This is a genomic window from Hyalangium ruber, assembly GCF_034259325.1.
Classification (GTDB): Bacteria; Myxococcota; Myxococcia; order Myxococcales; family Myxococcaceae; genus Hyalangium_A; species Hyalangium_A rubrum.
Genome location: NZ_JAXIVS010000005.1, coordinates 404,645 through 425,155 on the forward strand (window position 1 = coordinate 404,645; position 20,511 = coordinate 425,155).

At 69.2% G+C, this 20,511-nt stretch carries 7 protein-coding genes; 2 read left to right on the top strand and 5 right to left on the bottom strand.

Annotated elements, in window-relative coordinates:
• Positions 1–5: 5 nt before the first annotated feature.
• From SYV04_RS17265 to SYV04_RS17275, 3 genes are all read right to left on the bottom strand, one after another.
• Positions 6–2,615, bottom strand: coding sequence for a sensor histidine kinase (locus SYV04_RS17265; RefSeq protein ID WP_321546896.1), 2,610 nt, complete (start codon positions 2,613–2,615; stop codon positions 6–8).
• A gap of 141 nt (positions 2,616–2,756) precedes the next feature.
• Positions 2,757–5,273, bottom strand: coding sequence for an excinuclease ABC subunit UvrA (gene uvrA / locus SYV04_RS17270; RefSeq protein ID WP_321546897.1), 2,517 nt, complete (start codon positions 5,271–5,273; stop codon positions 2,757–2,759).
• Positions 5,274–5,455: 182 nt separating this feature from the next.
• Positions 5,456–5,977 carry a hypothetical protein gene (locus SYV04_RS17275; RefSeq protein WP_321546898.1) on the bottom strand — a complete coding sequence of 174 codons (522 nt, stop codon included), beginning with the start codon at positions 5,975–5,977 and terminating at the stop codon, positions 5,456–5,458.
• 337 nt (positions 5,978–6,314) lie between these two features.
• Here SYV04_RS17275 and SYV04_RS17280 point away from each other — a divergent pair, with 337 nt between their 5' ends.
• A complete protein-coding gene (locus SYV04_RS17280) occupies positions 6,315–11,333 on the top strand; it encodes an Ig-like domain-containing protein (protein WP_321546899.1) in 5,019 nt (1,672 codons plus the stop codon).
• 84 nt (positions 11,334–11,417) lie between these two features.
• Complete coding sequence (locus SYV04_RS17285; RefSeq protein WP_321546900.1) at positions 11,418–18,071, top strand: Ig-like domain-containing protein; 6,654 nt, start codon at positions 11,418–11,420, stop codon at positions 18,069–18,071.
• An 8-nt stretch (positions 18,072–18,079) separates the two neighbouring features.
• Here the strand turns inward: SYV04_RS17285 and SYV04_RS17290 are convergent, their stop codons facing one another.
• Together SYV04_RS17290 and SYV04_RS17295 are read right to left on the bottom strand one after the other, a co-directional pair.
• Positions 18,080–18,820 carry a class I SAM-dependent methyltransferase gene (locus tag SYV04_RS17290; protein WP_321546901.1) on the bottom strand — a complete coding sequence of 247 codons (741 nt, stop codon included), beginning with the start codon at positions 18,818–18,820 and terminating at the stop codon, positions 18,080–18,082.
• A 108-nt stretch (positions 18,821–18,928) separates the two neighbouring features.
• Entirely contained in the window at positions 18,929–20,200 is a 1,272-nt protein-coding gene (locus SYV04_RS17295; protein WP_321546902.1) for a choice-of-anchor A family protein, read from the bottom strand.
• Positions 20,201–20,511: the final 311 nt, after the last annotated feature.

The window sequence follows — 20,511 nt, forward strand, 5'->3', positions numbered from 1 at the left end:
GGGGCTCAGGACTGCGCGATCGTGTCTTGCTCGCCGGACGCAAGGGCCACGGTGAACGTGGAGCCGTGGCCCGGCTCGCTCTCCACCTGGATGGAGCCCCCCAGCGCGCCGACGATCTGCTGGGTGATGTGGAGCCCGAGCCCGAGCCCGCCATAGTGGCGCTCGGAGACGGCGCGCTCGAACTTTCCGAAGATGCGCGAGCGATGCTCCGGCGCGATGCCAATGCCCTCGTCCCGCACCGACAGCCACGCCACGCCTCTCTCCTGCCAGACCCGCACGCGGATGGGCCGGCCAGCCCCGTACTTGAGCGCATTGGTCAGCAGGTTCGTTGCCACCTGCTCCAGCCGCAGCCGATCCCAGAAGCCCAGCACGGGGGCCCCCGCCTCGAACTCCACCCGACAGCCCGCGCGCCCGAACTCGGTGGAGAACTGCTCGAGGAGCTCTCGCGTCACCTCCACCAGATCCACCACCTCCAGGTGAAGCGGGAGCCGGCCCTGCGCCAGCCTCGCCACGTCCAGCAAGTCGTTCACCAGCCCCGCCAGCTTGCGTACCTGGGACTCGCAGCCATGCACGGCCCGAAGGACGCGCTCGGGGGACACGGGCTCCCCCACCTTCGACTCGACCACCCGTCGCAGGCCCTGGAACTGGAGCCGCAGCGGCGTGAGCGGCGTCTTCAGCTCGTGTGAGGCCACCGCCAGGAACTCGTCGCGCAAGCGCACCGCCCGCTGGGACTCCAGGAAGAGCCGCGCGCTCTCCAATGAGGAGGCCACGCGATGCGTCAGCTCCTGTCCCAGCGAGATGTCCTCGGTGCCGAAGCGCCGCTGTGGCCTGCAAGAGCCCATCGTGACGAGGCCCAGCGCCCGATCGTGCAACCGCATGGGCACCACCAACACCGAGCAGGCCATCGCCGTCCCCTGCACCCGCGCGGGCGAGGCCCCCGGGACCAGATACCGCCACGTCTCCGGGCTGAAGTCCGGGAAGAGCAGCGGCTTGCCCGAGTGCAGGGTCTCCAGCAGCGGGCCCCCGGAGTCGTGTACCGCGGGCAAGGGCCACGCCTCGCGCAGCCGCGCCTCCTGCTCCGGGCCCTGGTGGGCCACGGCCGCACGGCGCAGCAACCCCTCGGGCGTCGCCAGATCGATGATGCACCACGAGGCCACCGAGCGGCTCGCCAGGCGCGCCACCTCCTGGAGCGTGGCGTCCGAGACCTCCAGCGACTGCCCCAGCACGTGGCTGGCGGTGGCCAGGAAGCGCAGCGCCCCTTCCGCGTGCTTGAGGTCGGACAGGTCCAGCACGAAGGTGAGCACGCGGTCCAGCTCCTCCACCCGCGCCGAGCCCGTCATCACCGGCACCCGCGTGCCATCCCCACGCAGCAGCACGAGCTCGAAGACAGTGGTCACTCCGCGATCCCACAACTCACGCAGCGCCCGTGCGCCGATCTCCTTCTTCTCGGGAGCCACCAGCTCCCCCCAGCGCAAGCTCCCCAGCTCCTTGCGCTGGTGGCCGGTGAGCTTGAGGAAGGCCCTGTTGGCCTCGAGGATGACGCCCTTCTGGTCGCAGAAGGACAGCCCCATCAGGTCGGTCTCCATGAAGCGGCGGAACACGGCCTCGCCCTCGCGGATGGCTTGCTCCATGCGCAGGCGCTCGGTGATGTCCTCCAGGACGGCCACGGCGGCCGTCACCCGCCCCTCCGCATCGCGTACCGGCCCGGCGCTCACCTCCAGGGTGACGCGGCCTCCGCCTTCGCGCGGCACGTCCATGATCTCATCGCGCACCACCTCACCACGGGTGAGCGCGCGCACCAGGGGCCCCTCTTTCGGCCGACCGCTCCTCCCTTCCATGCATCCCCCAGCCAGGCACAGGGGCTCCTGCTGGGTCCGGGCCCGAGAGAGGACCCCTCGCAGGAGCGGCTCCGCATGGGCATTGGTCATCAGCAACCTGCCACTCGGGGCCTCGACGAGGAGGACGCCCTGGGGCATCTGCTGAAGCACGGCCTGGAGCCGTCGGTGCTCGAGTTCCAGCAAGCGGCGTTGCGCCTCGGCCTCGGCCCGCGCCCGCTCCGCCACCTCGCGCAGCTCGCGCTCCTTCGCATACAGGTGGGCGCGCTCCAGCGCCTGTGCGCACTGCGTGGCGACGAGGAGGGCGAAGTCCTTGTCCTCCTCCGAGAAGCCCTGCTCCCGAGCGAAGCCCAGCGCCAGCACGCCCAACATCTTGGACTCCGCCTGCAGCGGCACGAAGGCCAGGGCGCGCGGTGGGTGCAACCGCACCCCATCCAGGATGGGGTAGCGCTGCCGCAGGATCTCCACCGACTCCACCCAGACCGGCTCGCCCTGGCGGACCACCTCCGCGACCGGGACAGGCGCGTTCACCGACACGTTGTGCCAGGGATCGAGGTCCATCTCGTGCAGACCTGACCGCCCGGCGAGCCGCAGCACCCCAGGCTCCTTGAAGAGGTAGAAGACCCACTCGGTGGCATCCAGCGTGGGCCCGGCCTGGTCGACGATGATCCGGGTCACCTGCTCCGGCGTCAGCGCCTGCGACAGCCCGCTCGTCACCCCCTGCAAGCGCAGCAGCCGCTCCATCGACTGCTTCGACATCCGCTGCCGCGTCTCGCTCATCCCGTGGCCCCGCTGTCGGGAGTCCGCTCCCATAGACACAACAGTGCCCCACGGGTTCTTCCTCCTGGCCCCCCTGCCAGCGCGCGAGGGAGGACAGGGGCAGGCGTCATCTCGGGCCGGCCGGCAGCCTGGCCGAAAGGTTCAGGTCACGAGCCGGGTCAGAAAGGACGCCGTGCGACTCGCCTTCGAGGTGGCGACCTTGGCGGGCGTTCCGGCCGCCACCACCCGACCGCCCTCCTCTCCCGCGCCCGGGCCGATGTCGATAACCCAGTCGCTCGCGGCGACGACGCGCATGTCGTGCTCGACGAGGATGACGGTGTTGCCCGCGTCGACCAGCCCCTCGAGCTGAGCCATGAGCTTGTCCACGTCCGCGGGGTGCAGGCCCGTGGTGGGCTCGTCCAGGACGTAGAGCGTGTTGCCGCGCTGCATCCGCTGCAGCTCGGTGGCGAGCTTGATGCGCTGGGCCTCACCGCCGGAGAGCTCGGTGGCGGGCTGGCCCAGGCGCAGATAGCCCAGGCCCACCTCGCGCAAGACGCTCAGCGAGCGCGACACCTGTGGCTCCTCGGCGAAGAACGCATGGGCCGCGTCGACCGTCATCCCCAGCACCTCGGCGATGTTCTTGCCCCGGTACTGAATCTCCAGCGTCTTGGCGTTGTAGCGGGCGCCATGGCACGTGGGACACGGCGCGTAGACGCTGGGCAGGAAGAGCAGCTCGACGCTCACGAAGCCCTCGCCCTCGCACGTCTCGCAGCGCCCCTTGGCCACGTTGAACGAGAAGCGCCCGACGTCGAAGCGGCGGGAGCGCGCGGCCGGCGTGGCGGCGAAGAGCTTACGGACGTTGTCGAAGAGGCCCGTATAGGTGGCCAGGTTGGAGCGCGGTGTGCGCCCGATCGGCTTCTGATCGACGCGCACCAGCCGCTTGATGCCCTCCATCCCAGAGACGATGCGCCCACCCGTGGTGAGTACGACGGTGCGCTCCAGCTCCTCGCCCTCCTCTTCCTCGGTGGGCAGCTCGTGGCCGAGCTGCTCGGCGACCAGCTCCACGAGCACCTGACTCACCAGGCTCGACTTCCCCGAACCGGAGACGCCCGTCACCGAGGTGAACACGCCCAATGGGAAGTCGACATCGAGCTGGTGCAGGTTGTTGCGGGTGACGCCCTCGAGGCGGAGCCAGCCCTTGGGCGAGCGGGGATTGCGACGCCGCACGGACTGGGCCCCGAAAAGGTAGCGCCGCGTCTGGGACGCCTCCACGTCCTCGAGCCCCTCCAGCGGCCCGCTGTAGAGCACCCGCCCCCCCTTCTCGCCCGCGGCCGGCCCCACGTCGACGATCCAGTCGGCGTGGCGGATCACATCCACCTCATGCTCCACCACGAACAGCGAGTTCCCCGACTCCTTCAACTGGTCGAGCGCCTTCAGCAGGGCCTCTGTGTCGGCCGGGTGGAGCCCCGCGGAGGGCTCGTCGAGCACGTACACCACGCCGAACAGGTTGGAGCGCACCTGGGTGGCGAGCCGCAACCGCTGGAGCTCTCCGGGTGAGAGCGTCGGAGTGCTGCGCTCCAGGGAGAGGTAGCCCAGCCCAAGCTCGGTCAGGACCTGGATGCGCGCCAGCAGATCCTTGGCGATCCGCTGCGTCACCAGCGCCTTCTCCGGGTGCTCCCGCACCAGCTTCGCCGCCCCGGGGGCCGTCCCGTCCGCGGCGGGGCGGAGGATGTCTGCCACCCGCTTCATCGGCAGCCGGGCCAGCTCGCCGATGTCCAGACCCGCGAAGGTGACGGACAGGGATTCACGGCGCAGGCGCTTGCCCTGGCACAGGGAGCACTCTCCGCTCACCATGTACTGCGACACGCGCTTCTTCATCAGCGCGCTCTGGGTCGTGGCGAAGGTCTGCAGCACGTAGCGCCGGGCACCCGTGAAGGTCCCCATGTAGCTGGGAGGCTCCTTGCGCTTGAGCGCCTGCCGCGTCTCGGCCGGGGTGAAGCCCGCGTACACGGGGACGGTGGGCTGCTCGTCCGTGAAGAGGATCCAGTCGCGATCCTTCTTGGGCAGATCGCGCCAGGGGCGGTCCACGTCGTAGCCGAGCGTCACCAGGATGTCGCGCAGGTTCTGGCCATGCCACGCGGGTGGCCAGGCGGCGATGGCCCGCTCGCGGATGGTCAGGGAGTCATCCGGCACCATGGAGCGCTCGGTCACCTCATAGACGCGGCCCAGCCCATGGCAGTGGGGGCAGGCCCCGGCGGGGGTGTTGGGCGAGAAGGCGTCGGAGTCGAGGTGCGGCTGGTGGGGCGGATACGTGCCGGCGCGCGAGTACAGCAGGCGCAGCGAGTTGGCGATCGTCGTCACACTGCCCACGGACGAGCGGGACGTGGGCGCGCCTCGGTGCTGCTGGAGCGCCACCGCCGGGGGCAACCCGTCGATGGCGTCGACCTCGGGGACCCCTGCCTGATCGATCAGCCGCCGTGCGTACGGGGCCACGGACTCGAAGTAGCGCCGCTGTGCCTCCGCGTAGAGCGTGCCGAAGGCCAGTGAGGATTTGCCCGAGCCAGAGACCCCCGTGAAGACGACCAACGCATCCCGGGGGATCTCGACGTCCACGTTCTTGAGGTTGTGCTCGCGGGCTCCACGCACCCGAACGAGCCCCGAACCCGGAGATTTGGGCATTCGCACTTCGTGAACGTGCTACCGGCGGGCCCAAAGGAACAGAGGGGATGCCGGCTTCAAGACACCCAGACTTTCGAAACTCCTTTATCACTAGATTTCCTAGCTTTACTGCTAACGAGCCGAGGAGCCGACGAGGGCGGCACCTTCGCCCGCCCTCGTCACCTCCGACCTGGACGCCTCCCTCACTTCGGGTGGTCGTTCTTCGGGCACTTCCGGCAGTCGTCCTTCTTGAAGGACTGCAGGCCGTTCGTCCCCTCGTACCGGCATTCGTCCGCGGACTTCGCGCCGATGCGCACGTCATCGGTGACGTAGTCCTTGAAGACGATGCAGACCTTGGCCTTCTTGTCGGGGCCCGGCACCTCGAAGTGGTAGTCCGCGTCGAGCTCCTTGCACGGGCCGCCCTTCGACTTGATCTTGTCCACCTCCACCGTGCCGAAGTGCTCCGTGGTGAGGAACACGCGGAAGTCCTTCACGGGGCAGTTGCCGAAGTCGAGGAAGATGTGGGTGATGTTCTTGTCGCGCACGATGGGGTCGAAGCAGATGCGCTTGCCGCACTGGTTGGGGCCACTGCCCGAGAGCTGCTCCACATAGTGCGCCGTCGCCCCCGAAGTGGCCTCCTCCTCCTCCTCCAGCCCCACGCCACAACCGAAGCCCACCACGCCCGCCATCACCGCCGTCACCAGGCCTGCTTTCCACTGACGCATCCGAGACCTCGCTTCCGTTACCCAGGACATCCCCAGGGAGCGGCCATCGCTCCCGGAGCGACGCCTCGAGCAACGCACATGCCGCGTGCGAAGGTGCTGGGCCCTCGAAAGTGAGCCCGACCGCGAGGGCAGGAGCCAGCGACCCGCGGGGCCTCCCAGCGTGGAGTGCATGAACGTCGCCGAGCGCGGCCTACACACCGTGGGCCCTCGGCTTCCCAGCCTGGGGCCTTCGCGGGCTCGCCCCCGAAGGCGGCCCCTTTCCGCACCCTGGACGATCCAGTCAGCCGGGATTTCTTCAATACACCAGAAAACAGGTTACGCCTCCCTGGGGGAACGCATGCGAACGCTGGTGCCATTGCTCGCGGTAGGACTCGTGCTCGCTGCCTGCGAGCTGCCCTCGGACGACGACGCGTCGGAGTCGAAAGCCCTGGAGCGGAGCCTGTCCGCGCAGGTGTCCGCCGAGAGCACCGGAAACGCGACGTTCGATCCGACGCTGGGAGCGCCCGCCTGCGCCAGCGTGGGCCCCACCTGTGACTCGGGGGAGCTGCTGGTGGGACGGGCGAACCTCGGCCCCGAGCCCCACGCCCCCAACACCGTGGGCGGCGCGTGCGCGGATGGAACGGACGGCACCTATGGCACCAGCGCCTCGCTGGAGCGGCTCTCCGTCTCCCGGAGCGATGGCACCGCGCTCGCGGTGGGCAAGGAGGTGACGCTCCAGGCCACGGTCCGCGCGAGCACGAACTACTGGGCCGAAGTGCTGGACTTCTACGCCGCGCCCGACGCGAGCAGCCCCAGCTGGACGCTCGTGAAGACGGAGTGGCCGAGCAAGAGCGGACTCCAGGTCCTGTCGACCTCGTACGTGCTCCCCGCCGGCTCGCGGCAGGTCCTCCGAGGTGTGTACCGCCGCCTCGGCGAGAACCTCTCGCCTTGCATGCCGGGCTCCCTGAATGACCATGACGACCTGGTCTTCGAGGTGGCCCTGGAGCCGGACTCCCTGCCCCCGAGTGTGGCGCTCACCATCCCCTCCGAGGGCGCCATCGTGCGGGGCTACTACCCCTTCAAGGCGGAGGCGAGCGACAACTTCGGCGTGCAACGTGTGGAGTTCTACGACGGCGCAGCCCTGATCGGCACGGTGACCCGCTCGCCCTATTCGCTGTACTGGAACAGCCGGGCGGTGGCCAACGGCCCCCACACCCTCACGGCGCGGGCGTATGACGTGGCCGGCAACATCGCCCTCTCTACTCCCCTCAACGTCCTCGTCGACAACGACTTCGTGCCGCCGCAGGTGGCGTTCCTCACGCCCGTGGAGGGCGCGACCGTGGGCGAGACCGTCTCCCTCGAGGTCAACGCCAGCGATGATCGCGGGCTGGTGAATGTGGACTTCTATGTGGCGCGCGATACGGGCGGCAACGTGGCCTTCCGCCACATCGGGAGCGCGAACGCCCCGCCGTACCGGGTGGCCTGGAATGCCCGCTCCTCGCCCGACGGCCCGTATGTCCTCCAGGCGATCGCCCATGACTCGGCCGGCAACGTCTCGCCCGAGGCCCTGGTACACGTGGTGCTGGAGAATGATCTGATCCCGCCCGCGACGGCGATCACCGCGCCGACCAGCGGAGCGAGTCTGAGCGGCACGGTCTCCATCGAGGCGAGCGCGAGCGACAACCGGCAGATCGTGCGCGTGGAGTTCTATGTGGATGGCGAGCCCGTCGGGTTCGACACGACGGCGCCGTACGCGGTGTCCTGGGACACGGCGGCCATGTTCACCGGCAGCCACACGCTGACGAGCCGGGCCTATGACACGGCGGGCTACTCGACGGAAAGCGCGCCCGTCACGGTCCAGACGAACAACCCGGGCAACGTGCGCTACGACCCGGGCTTGAAGGCGCCACGGTGCGACACCGTGAAGGACCGCTGCGACACCCTGACGCTGGTCAAGGGACGCGGGCCCGCGGGCCCCGAGCGGTACGCGCCCAACACCCTGGACGGGTGCATCGACGGCACACGCACCGACCTGGGCGAGGCCATCCAGCGGATCCGGGTACTCCGCGAGGACGGCACGCCCATGGCCGAGGGGAAGCGGGTTCGAATCGAGGTGGACGTGCACTCCACCTACGACGCGTGGCGCTACCAGTACCTGGAGCTGTTCTCGGCGGCGAATGCGACCCAGCCCGCGTGGACCCACATCACCAGCATCAAGCTGACGACCCCGGGCGCGCAGACGCTCTCGGCGGAGTACATCCTGCCCGCCGGAGGCCTGCAGGCCGTGCGCGCGAAGTTCGGCCTGTTCCTGTCCCCGACGGGCGTGCCCTGCGGCACGGAGCCGGCGGATGGCTCGTGGAACGATCGCGACGACGTGGTCTTCCCGGTCGGCCAGGAACCGGACACCCTCCCCCCTCAGGTCGCCCTCACCGCTCCCGCCCCGCAGGCGACGGTGAGCGGAACGGTCGCCGTGACGGCGGTGGCGAGCGACAACTTCGGAGTGGTGGCCGTGGACTTCTATGACGGGCAGACGCTGCTGGGCACGGATACCTCGGCCCCGTTCAGCCTGAGCTGGGCCACCCGGAGCGGCCCCAGTGGCAGCCACACGCTGATCGCGCGCGCCCGAGACCTGGCCGGAAACATGGCGCTCTCGCAGCCCGTAACGGTGGTGGTGGACAACGACCTGGTGGTGCCGACGGTCGCCATCACCTCCCCCGCCCCGGGCACCCTCATCCCTGGCACGGTGGAACTCACCGTGAACGCCACGGACGATCGGGCGGTCACCCGCGTCGAACTCTACAGCGGCACCCGGCTGCTCGTGACCCTCCCCTCCGCGCCGTACCGCTACTCCTGGGACACGCGGTCCGAATGGAGCGGCACGCACGTGCTGACCGCCCGGGCCTACGACGCAGCGGGCAACGTGGGGATCTCAGAGGAGGTGGCGGTGCTCGTCGTGCGCGACACCACGCCCCCGGCGGTGTCGATCACCTCGCCCACCGCCAGTGCGGCGGTCGCCGGGACGGTGACGATCTCCGCCAACGCCACGGACGAGTTCGGGGTGCAGCGGGTGGAGTTCCTGATCGACGGCCAGATGGTGGGGACCTCCACCTCCGCCCCCTACAGCTTCACCTGGAACACGCTGACCGCGACGATCGGCAACCACACGCTGACCGCGCGTGCCACCGACATCCACGGCAACGCCGCGACGTCGCCGGGGGTGAGCGTGAAGGTGGACAACCTGCCCCCGAGCGTGGCCCTCACCTCCCCGGCCAGCGGGACCACCCTCGTGGGTGTGGTCTCCCTCGCGGCGGAGGCCACGGACACCACGGGCGTCACCCGGGTGGACTTCTTCGTGGATGGGGCGCTGCTGGCGAGCGACACGAGCGCTCCCTACAGCGTGACCTGGGACAGCGCGGGGTGGGTCAACGGGAGCCACACCCTGTACGCCCGGGCCTATGACGGGCTGGGCCACATGGCCGTGAGCCCCGAGCTCACGGTGAACACGAGCCAGCCCACGAGCGCCGTGTTCGACCCCGTGCTCCGCGTGCCGACGTGTGCCTCGACCGAGCGCCTCTGCGACACCCTGCTGCTCGTGAAGGGCCGCGACGGCTCGGAGTCCAACGCGCCCAACACGCTCCACGGGAGCTGCGCCGACGGAGCGGAGCTGCCCGAGTCGGAGAAGATCCACCGGATCAAGGTGTACTCCACCACGGGCTCGACCTTCGCGCAGGGCCAGCGCGTCCGGGTCGAGGTCCACGTCAACGCCGTCAACACCGCCACGGACGCGCTCGACCTGTTCTACACCTCCAACGCGAACACCCCCTCGTGGACGCACCTGGCCACGCTGGTACCGAGCGCGACGGGGACCCAGGTGCTCGCCGCCGAGTACGTGCTGCCCGCAGGCTTCCTCCAGGCGGTGCGCGCCCAGTTCCGCGTGGGCGGCGACGCCAGCTCGGCGTGCAGCACGGGCGCTCGGGACGACCATGACGACCTGGCCTTCCTGGTGGACTCGGATCCGACGGTGTCGATCACCTCGCCCGCCCACAACGCGCAGGTGCAGGGCACCGTCGCGGTGACCGCGACCGCCGCCGACAACTACGAGGTGCGGCGCGTCGAGTTCTACGTGGACGGGATCCTGATCGGCTCGGACGTCGGCGCGCCCTACCAGCAGAACTGGAACAGCACGAACATGGCGAACGGCGCCCACACGCTCACCGCGAAGGCGTACGACGCCGGGGGGCGCGTCGGCACCTCCGCCTCGGTCGTGGTGTACACCGACAACACCCCGCCGACCGCGACGCTCACCGCGCCCGCGCAGGGTGCCCTCCTCCGAGGGAGCGCCCAGCTCACGGCCACCGCCAGCGACGCCCAGGGCGTGGCGCGGGTCGAGTTCTACGATGGCGCGACGCTGATCGGCACGGACACCGCCTCGCCCTACGCGCTGAGCTGGAACACCGCGAGCGCGGCGGACGGCGCCCACACGCTCTCGGTGAAGGCCTATGACATCGCGGGAAACGTCCGCACCTCCGTCTCGGTGGGAGTGACCGTCGACAACACCGGGCCGACGACGGCCCTCACCGCTCCGGCGCCAGATGCTCACCTCCGCAAGGGCCTCATGCTCAGCGCCAGCGCCAGCGACACTCACGGTGTCTCGAAGATCGAGTACTACGTCGACGCCACGCTGCTGGGTACGTACAGCTCCACGAGCTCCATGCACCTCTGGGACACCCAGGGCGTGGCGGACGGCGCCCATACGCTCACGGTGAAGGCGTATGACAGCCTGGGCAACGTGACGACCTCCGCCGGGGTGGCGGTGATCGTCGACAACACCCTGCCGACGACGGCGATCACCTCGCCGACGCAGAGCGCCCGGGTCGGAGGAACCGTCCAGTTCACCGCCACCGCCACCGACAACCAGGCGGTGGACCGGGTCGAGTTCTACGCGGGCGAGCGGTTGGTAGGGACGGCCACCTCCGCGCCCTACTCCGTGAGCTGGAACACGACGACCGAGGCCAACTACAGCATCGAGCTCAGGACGAAGGTCTATGACCGGGCTGGGAACTACAGCCTGTCCGCCCCGGCGTACTACGTCACCGTGGACAACCTCGCGCCCACCGTGGCCATCACCTCGCCGGCCAATGGGGCCTCGCTCTTCCTGAGCGCCACCATCCAGGTCAGCGCCAGCGACAACACGGGCATCACCCAGGTGGTCTTCTATGACGGGACCAAGGTCCTCGGCACCGACACCTCGGCCCCTTACAGCTTCAGCTGGGGCCTGCTCTCCGTGACCAAGGGCAACCACACCCTGACCGCCAAGGCCTATGACGCGGCGGGCAACGTGACGACCTCGGCCCCCATTACAGTGAAGGTGAACTGACGCTTTTCGCACGCGGGAGGATCCAGCCACCCCGTATTTCTTCAATTAACCAGGAAACGGGCTTCAACCCCAAGGGGGAGAACCATGCGGTTCCTGGTGACACTGCTCGCGACGAGCCTCGTCCTCGCTTCCTGCGAACTCCCCCCGGGGGAGTCCACCCCCGAAGCCGCGACGAAGACGCAGAAGGCCTTCGTCGCCGGCAGCCGCTTGCTGAAGAGCGAGAAGGCGGTGCCCGGCCGCTACATCGTCGTCCTGGACGAGAAGGCCCAGCTCCAGGCTCAGGGGGCGGAGCTGCTCGCCCGCCAGCTCTCCTCCCTCCACGGAGCCTCCGTGCAGCGCGTCTACTCCCGGGCGCTCCACGGCTTCGCCGCCTCCATGTCCGAGGCCGCCGCCCTTCAGCTCAGCAACGACCCGCGCGTGCTCTACGTGGAAGAGGATGCCGAGGTCTCCCTGGCCGGCACCCAGAGCAGCGCCCCCTGGGGCCTGGACCGCATCGACCAGCGGGACCTGCCCCTGGACCAGACGTTCACGTACGCCTCCACCGGCAGCGGCGTGCATGCCTACGTCATCGACACCGGCATCCGCCTGACTCACACGGAGTTCGGCGGGCGTGCCCTCGAGGGCTTCACCACCGTCAACGACGGCAACGGCTCGAACGACTGCAACGGCCATGGCACCCACGTGGCCGGAATCCTCGGCGGGGCCACCTATGGCGTGGCCAAAGACGTCACCCTGCACTCGGTGCGCGTCATGGACTGTACGGGCACGGGCCTCGTCTCCCAGGTCATCGCCGGCATCGACTGGGTCAACGCCCACCACGTGAAGCCGGCGGTGGCGACCCTGAGCCTCTCCGTCGACAGATCGGATGCGCTGAACGCCGCGATTACCGCGTCCATCCAGGCCGGCGTCTTCTACGCGGCCGCGGCCGGCAACGAGAACGCCTACGCGTGCCACCGGTCTCCCGCCAGCGCCAACCTGGTCACGGCCGTCGGGGCGACCGACAGCACGGATACCCGGGCCTCCTTCTCCAACTACGGCCCCTGCGTGGCCCTCTACGCCCCGGGCAGCAACATCCCCTCGGCCTGGCACACCACCGACACCAGCACGAACACCCTCAGCGGCACCTCGGCGGCGAGCGCGCATGTGGCGGGTGTGGCCGCGCTCTTCCTGGAGGGCCATCCGCTGTCCTCCGCGGAGCAGGTCTCCGCCGAGCTCATCCGCCAGACGACGCCCGACAAGATCACCAACGCCTACTACTCTCCGAACCGGCTCCTGTACGCGCGGAGCTGCACAGGCACGGACCAGACTCCGCCGCAGATCACCCTCACCGCGCCCACCCAGGGAGCGATCCTGAGCGGTGGGTCTTATCTGTTCGCCAACGCGACGGACGACACCGGCGTCGTGAAGGTGGAGTTCTTCGTCGGCAACCGCTCGCTCGGCCCCGGATACCTCTACTCCGGCCGCTATCTGCAGTCCCTGGACAGCGCCCTCTTCAGCAACGGCCCCGAGGTGATCACCGCCCGGGCCTACGACGCCAACTGCAACGTGGGGGTGAGCGCGCCCGTGAACGTGACGATCGCGAACGCCCAGAACCCCACGTTCGACCCCACGCTGGGAGCCCCCGCCTGCACCCACCTGGCCTACAACGGCCGCTGCGACTCGGGAGGACTGCTCGCGGGGCGAGCGAACCTCGGCCCCGAGCGCAACGCACCCAACACGCTGGCCGGGGGTGAGGGCGCCTGCACGGATGGGACGGCGGGCGTGTACCGCGAAAGCCCCTCCCTGGAGCGCCTCGTCGTCTCTCGAAGCGATGGCACCCGGCTCGCGGTGGGCAAGGAGGTGGTGATCCAAGCCACGGTCCACGCGAGCCTCCACTTCGCCCAGGAGGCCCTGGACCTCTACGCCGCGCCGGACGCGAGCAACCCCACCTGGACCCTCCTCGACACCCTGACGCCCACGGCCGTCGGCGCTCAGGTCCTCTCCACCACGTACCTGCTCCCCTCGGGTACGCGGCAGGCGATCCGGGGCGTGTACCGCTCGGGGGCCGGCAACGGCACGGCCTGTGTCCCGGGGCCCTTCAACGACCATGACGATCTCGTCTTCCCGGTGGGCGTGGAGCAGGACACCACCCTGCCGAGCGTGGAGCTCACCGCTCCGGCCGAGGGCGCGACGCTGGAGGGCCTCGTCCCGGTCTCCCTGACGGCGAGCGACAACTTCGGCGTGCAGCGCGTGGAGTTCTACGACGGCGCTACCCGGGTCGGCACCGCCACCCGCGCGCCCTACGCCATGAACTGGGACACCTGGCCGGTGCCCAACGGTGCCCACGTCCTCACGGCCCGGGCGTATGACGTGGCGGGCAACGTCGCCGTCTCCACGGCGGTCAACGTCCTCATCAACAATGACCACACGCCGCCGCAGATGGTGTTCGACGTGCCCGTGGACGGCTCGTTCGTGCGCCGCCAGATCGGGATCCAGGTCAGGGCCAGCGACAACCGGGGCGTGACGCGCGTCGACTTCTACGCCAACGGCGCCCCTATCGGCCACTCATTGGGCTCGTATGAGTATTTCAGCATCGGCTGGGACACCCGCACGGTGTCCAACGGGATGTACGTCATCACCGCCATCGCCCAGGACGCCATGGGCAACACCTTGGAGCGCACGGTCACCGTCCACGTGGACAACGACTTCTTCCCGCCCCAGACCTCCATCACCTCGCCGGTGAACGGGGTGCTCTTGAGCGGCACGGTCTCCATCGAGGCGGACGCGAGCGATGACCGGCAGGTGGCGAAGGTGGACTTCTACGTGGACGACGAACGGGTCGGCACCGCCACGACGGCGCCGTACAGGCTGGTCTGGGACTCGGCCACGGTCTTCAACGGCCTCCACCGGCTGTACACCGTCGCGGATGACGGCCGAGGCAACCAGGGGACGAGCGCGCACGTCATCGTGGAGGTGAACAACGCGGGCAATACCCGCTTCGACCCGAGCTTGAGGGTGCCGCGGTGCGACTCCGTGGAGGATCGCTGCGACACCCAGAACCAGGTCCGAGGCCGCGGCCACCTGGGCCCCGAGCTCAACACGCCCAACACCCTGGACACTTGCTACGACGGCTACTGGGGCCGCTACCGTTTCGACGAGTCCGTCGAGCGGGTCCGGGTGATCCGGGAGGACGGCACCGCCCTGGCGGAGGGAAAGAAGGTCCGGATCGACGTCGACGTGTTCATCTTCAGCACCCAGATCGACGTCCTGGACCTGTACTACACGTCGAACGCGGCCCAGCCCAACTGGAAGTACATCACCAGCGTCACGCCCACCGCCCCCGACAAGACGGTCCAGCGGCTCTCGGCGGAGTACGTTCTGCCCGTGGGCAGTCTGCAAGCCGTGCGCGCCGTCTACCGCATCGGTGGACTGCCCCCCAAGCCCTGCGACTATGGCCTGTTCACGGATCGCGATGACGTGGCCTTCCCGGTCGGCCAGGAGACGGACGCCGAGCCTCCGATGGTGGCGATCACCTCTCCCGCCTTCGGCGCGACGGTGACCGAGACCCTCACGGTGACGGCCCAGGCGAGCGACAACTTCGGCGTGGTGTCGGTGGACTTCTATGACGGCGAGTCGCTGATCGGCACCGACACCGAGCCTCCGTACAGCGTGACGTGGCAGAGCCGGCAGGGCGCCAACGGCCCTCGTACGCTGACGGCCATGGCCTTCGATCTGGCCGGGAACCGGATGACCTCGCTGCCGGTGACCGTGATCGCGGACAACGATTTGACGCCACCAGAGGTCTTCCTCACCGCGCCTGTCCCAGGTGCCCGAATTGGAGAGACGGTGGCACTGGCCGCGGAGGCCACGGACAACCTCGGGGTCACCCGCGTCGAGTTCTATGACGGTGAGCGGATGCTCTTCTCCGACACCACCGCGCCCTACAGCTATGACTGGCCCACGCGGTTCGGCGGACCTCACCAGCGCATCCTGAGCGCCCGGGCCTACGACGCGGCCGGCAACGTGGGGTTCGCGCCGCCGGTGGAGGTGACCGCGCTGCCCGAACTCACCCCGCCCACCGTGTCGCTCACATCGCCCACGGAGGGCTCCCGGCTTCGCGGGATGACATCGCTCGAGGCCAACGTCACGGATGCCTCCGGAGTGAGCAAGGTGGAGTTCCTGCTGGACGGCGCCCTGCTCGCCACCGACACCGTGGCGCCCTACTCCCTTTTCCCCTGGGACACCCAGACGGTGGCCAACGGCGGTCACCTGATCAGCGTTCGGGCCACGGACATCTACGACAACGTCCGCACCTCGTCCGAGGTGAGCGTGGTGATCGACAACGCTGCGCCCACCCTGACCTTCACCTCCCCGGCCCGCTGGGCGACCGTGTCGGGCCGGGTGTTGATCCAGGCGGAGGCCACGGACAACGAAGGGGTGACCCGGGTCGACTTCTACTTGGAAGGAGGGACGCTGCTGGCGAGCGACACGACGGCGCCCTACGGCACGGAGTGGGACACCACCGAATGGCAGAACGGGACCGTCTCGCTGTACGCCCATGCCTATGACGCGACGAACAACGCGAGCGCGAGAATCTACCTGCCCGTGACAGTGTCCCAGCCCGGCAGCGCCACGCGAGACGCTGCGCTCGCGGTGTCCCGCTGCTCCCTGCCGAGCAGCATCTGCGACACCACGACCCTGGTGAAGGGCCGCGCCTACCAGGAGCCCTCCCCGCCCAACACGATCCGCTCCAGCTGTGCCGACGGGACGCTCTACCCCGCCATGCAGCAGATCCGGCGCATCAAGTTGTCCTCCGTCGATGGCGCCCCGTTCGAGGAGGGAAAGCCCGTCCGGGTGGAGGTCCACGTCACCGCCCACGACACCGCCATGGACGCGCTCGACCTGTTCTACGCCAGCGACGCGAACACGCCCGCGTGGACGTACCTGACCACGCTGATGCCGAGCACGACGGGACCCCAGGTGCTCTCCACGGAGTACATGCTGCCGGCCGGCATCCTCCAGGCGGTGCGGGCCCAGTTCCGCGTGGGCGGCAACAGCAGCTCGGCGTGCAGCACCGGCGCCCAGGATGACCATGACGACCTGGTCTTCGCGGTGGAGTCGAGCCCCGTGGTGGCCATTACCGCGCCCGCCAGCAACACCCTGGTGAAGGGCACCGTCTCGGTGACGGCGACGGCCACCGACAACCTCGGGGTGAACCGGGTGGAGTTCTTCCTGGACGGGACGCTGATCGGCACCGACACCAGCGCGCCCTACGAGGCGAGCTGGAACAGCGCGACCCTGGCGGACGGTGCCCACACGCTCACCGCGAAGGCCTACGACGCGGGGGAACGCGTGGGGTTCTCCACCGCGGTCGGGGTGATCATCGACAACACCCTGCCGACCGTGGCGCTCACGAGCCCCACGCAGGGCGCGCTCATCGGAGGCACGGTGCTGCTCGAGGCCAGCGCCAGCGACAACCTGGGGGTGGCTCGGGTCGAGTTCTACGCCGCCAGCACGCTGCTCGGCACGGCCTTCACCGCGCCCTACACGCTGCTCTGGAGCACGCTGAGCATGCCGGAAGGCTCGCGCCAGCTCTCGGTGCGGGCCTACGACGGAGCCGGCAATGTTCGCACTTCCTCCACGGCGTCGGTGACGATCGACAACGTCGCGCCGACGGTCTCCCTCACCGAGCCGGTGCGGAACGCCCAGATTCGGGGAGGGGTCCTGCTCGGCGCCAGCGCCAGCGATCCTCTCGGGGTGACGCGGGTCGAGTTCTACGTGGACGGAGCGCTGATCGGCACCGACACCAGCTGGCCCTACCACGCGAGCTGGGACAGCCTCGGCTGGGCCGAAGGGCCTCATTCCCTCACCGCGAAGGCCTACGACGGCATCGGCCACGTCACGACCTCCGCCGCGGTCCCGGTGAACGTGGACAGAACCCCGCCGGAGGTGGCGCTCCTCTCCCCCGCGCCGGGAACGAAGCTTCGAGGCACCATCGTGGTCGAGGCCACCGCCAGCGACACCGTGGCGCTGGCGCGCGTCGAGTTCGCCATCAACGGAGTCCACTTCGGCACCGTCTACAGCACGCCCTACCAGATGAGCTGGAACACGACGCTGGTGGCGGACGGCACCCACACGTTCACGGCGACGGCCTATGACCGTGCCGGCAACGCCCGCACCTCCTCGGGGGCGCAGGTGCTCATCGACAACACGGCGCCGACGGAAGCGGTCCTCGCCACGCCGGCGAACAACGCCGTGCTCCGAGGCTCCGCCCTGCTCAGCGCCACCGCCAGCGACAACCTGGAGATGGCCCGGGTCGAGTTCTACGCGGGCGAGACATTGCTCGGCACGAGCACCACCGCCCCCTACGCCATCACCTGGGACACCACGACCGCCGCCAACACCAGCTTCACGCTGACGACCAAGGCCTATGACACGGCTGGCAACCTCACCGAGTGGATCGGCACCCTCGTCACCGTGGACAACGCCGCCCCAACCGCGGCCATCACCTCGCCGGCCAATGGGGCCTCGCTCTTCCTGAGCGCCACCATCCAGGCCAGCGCCAGCGACAACCGGGGCGTCACCCAGGTGGTCTTCTACGACGGGACCAAGGTCCTCGGCACCGACACCTCGGCCCCCTACAGCTTCAGCTGGGGCCTGCTCTCCGTGACCAAGGGAAACCACACCCTGACGGTCAAGTCCTACGACGCGGCGGGCAACGTGACGACCTCGGCTCCCATCACCGTGAAGGTGAACTGAGCTCCGGGTTAGCGGCGCTTCGTGGCGACGAAGGTGGGGTACACGGTGCCTTCGATCGTCCGCGGTTCGGGGCGGGCGTCGAGCCCCACCTCGTCGAAGAGCCGCAACCAGGTGGCCTCCGGGAACACGCCGAACTGGTGCTCGTCGTGTACGCAGCGGACGCTTCCATCGCGCTCTTTCAGCAGCAGCGCGAAGTGGACGGCCCCCGAGGTCGCGCCCGGCTCCAGGGGCAGCGTCCACATGAGGTAGCGCAACGAGCGCGAGCGCCCGTCCGGACCGGGCAGCTCATCCTCGCCCTCGACCGACTCGCCGGGCTCGAAGGTCTCCAGGGTGGCATCGGGTGCGACCACCGCCACCCCGCCGGGCCGCAGGTGGGTGGAGACCGTCTCCAGCGCCGCGCGCAGCTCGGCCTCCGTGGTCATGTACTCGACCGCATCGTGGACGAACACGGCATCGAACTCGCGCCCGAGGCGCACGGTCCGCATGTCGCCGGGGACGTGCTCACACTCGGGGTTGAGCGCGCGGCTCACCTTCAGCATCCCCTCGGACAGATCGACCAGGGTGAGCGAGAACGCGTGCTTGAGGTAGCTGGCGTTGTTGCCGCCGCCGCTGCCCAGCTCGAGCACCTTCTCCAGGGGGCCGGACGCCCCGCTCCGCAGCAGCCGGAGGTATTCCCCGGACTCTTCGCGGTAATGGGAGGGCGGCGAGACGAGGGGCCACCACTCGGCCAGCTCTTCGTAGAGTTTCATAACGGCCTCTCGAAGCTCCATAGAAAGGACCGACCCGATCGCGGGATGGCCTGACAGGCGCCACCTCCACGACCGGGTCGGAGGACTTCCGGTGCTGCTACCCTACTTCTAGAGCGGCTCGGACGCGCAGAGATCCACCTCGATCAGCGGGTTGAGGTGACCCTCGGCGTTGCCCGACATCGAAGCGGCGTAGATGGCGCCGTCGAAGCTGCCGTTGCTGAAGCTGACGTGCGCGAGCGGTGCCAGCACCGTGCCCCAGAAGCCGAAGCCGTTGGCGGTGATGCTGGTGGCGTCCACGAAGTTGTAGACGACGCCGGTCTGGTTGATGCCCCCGCTGAAGTTGGTGCTGAAGCCGGAGAAGCTCGCCGTCGTCCCGACGATGTTCACCACCACCAGCGAGCCCGCGGGCGCGTGGATGGACAGGTACCGGGTCGTGGCGAAGAGCTCGGCGTTCACGAGGAAGACGTTGAGCACCGGATCGCTCCCCTCCAGGAACAGGCCTCCCCACGTCTCGGTGCGCGTCGTCCCGCTGACGGCCAGCCCGGCGAGGTTGGAGGACAGCTGCTGCAGCGCACTCGCCGCGGCGCTGAAGTTGATGGGCGTGCCCTGCGCCAGGACGCCTCGGTGGATCGTCACCGTGCCATTGGTGGTGGAGCTGCCCCCGTAGGAGACGTTGCCGAAGACTCCGCCGTTGGTGAGGTTCAGGTTGCCACCGGCCACGAGCACGTTCGCCGTGTCGGTGGGCTGCAGCACCGCGCCCACCGAGAAGTTGTTCATGGCGATGTTGCCGCCAGCCGCCACTTTGCCCTGCACATCAGTGCCGCCGGTGTAGTCGCCGGTCACGAAGAGGTTGTAATCGTTCAGATCGACAACGAAGCACTGCTCGGGCGGCGGCGGAGGCGGGGGCGGCGGAGGCGGAGGAGGAGGCGGCGGCGGAGGCGGGGACTCGAGGTTGATGGTGACGTCGATCGACTGGGCGTACTCCTCGTTGTACCCGTAGTCGCGCGCGAAGAAGGTGATCGTCGTGGTTCCTTCGTTGAGGAGCTGCAGCTCCAGGAAGGCGTCCGCCACCGAGCCCGAGCCCGTCGTCGCGCCGCTCAAGGAATAGGAGATGCTCGCCACGCCGCTGAGGTCATCCGTCGCCACGATGGAGACCGTGACGGGCCCGTGGTGGACCCCGTTCACATCCGGTACGGAGTTGAGGGTTGCGACGCTCACCGGCGGGGTGATGTCGAACTCATCCCCCGAGGGAGCCCCCTGGGACAGGTTCTGCGGATCCGACGTCTCGCGCGCCGAACCCGAGTCCGCGGACTCCGGCACACCACAAGCGGCTGCGGTGAGAGCGAGAAACACCCACCAGCCCCTGGACTGTCTCTTCACGGCTTTCCTCCTGCTAGGGATCGACCACCACGAAGGCAGGGAACCGCGGGGCGCGGGGGGCCCGGGTGGTCGAAGAAAACGGTAAGCACGGGCTCCGAGCACAGCCAGGGCTCTCGGGAAGTCCAGACGGGTGCCCACAGGAAGTGCGGTGGGATTTCAGCGCTCCCCCATTAGTGGGGGGTCGGCGCGGCGCTTCGGAAGGCTCTCGCGGACTTCCTTCGCGGCGAGGCGCGAGGCTGCTCAGAAGAGGACGCGACAGAGGCCCGTTCTGGCGGCGTCTCTCTCGCGAGGGTGCAGTAGCTCCCGTTTGG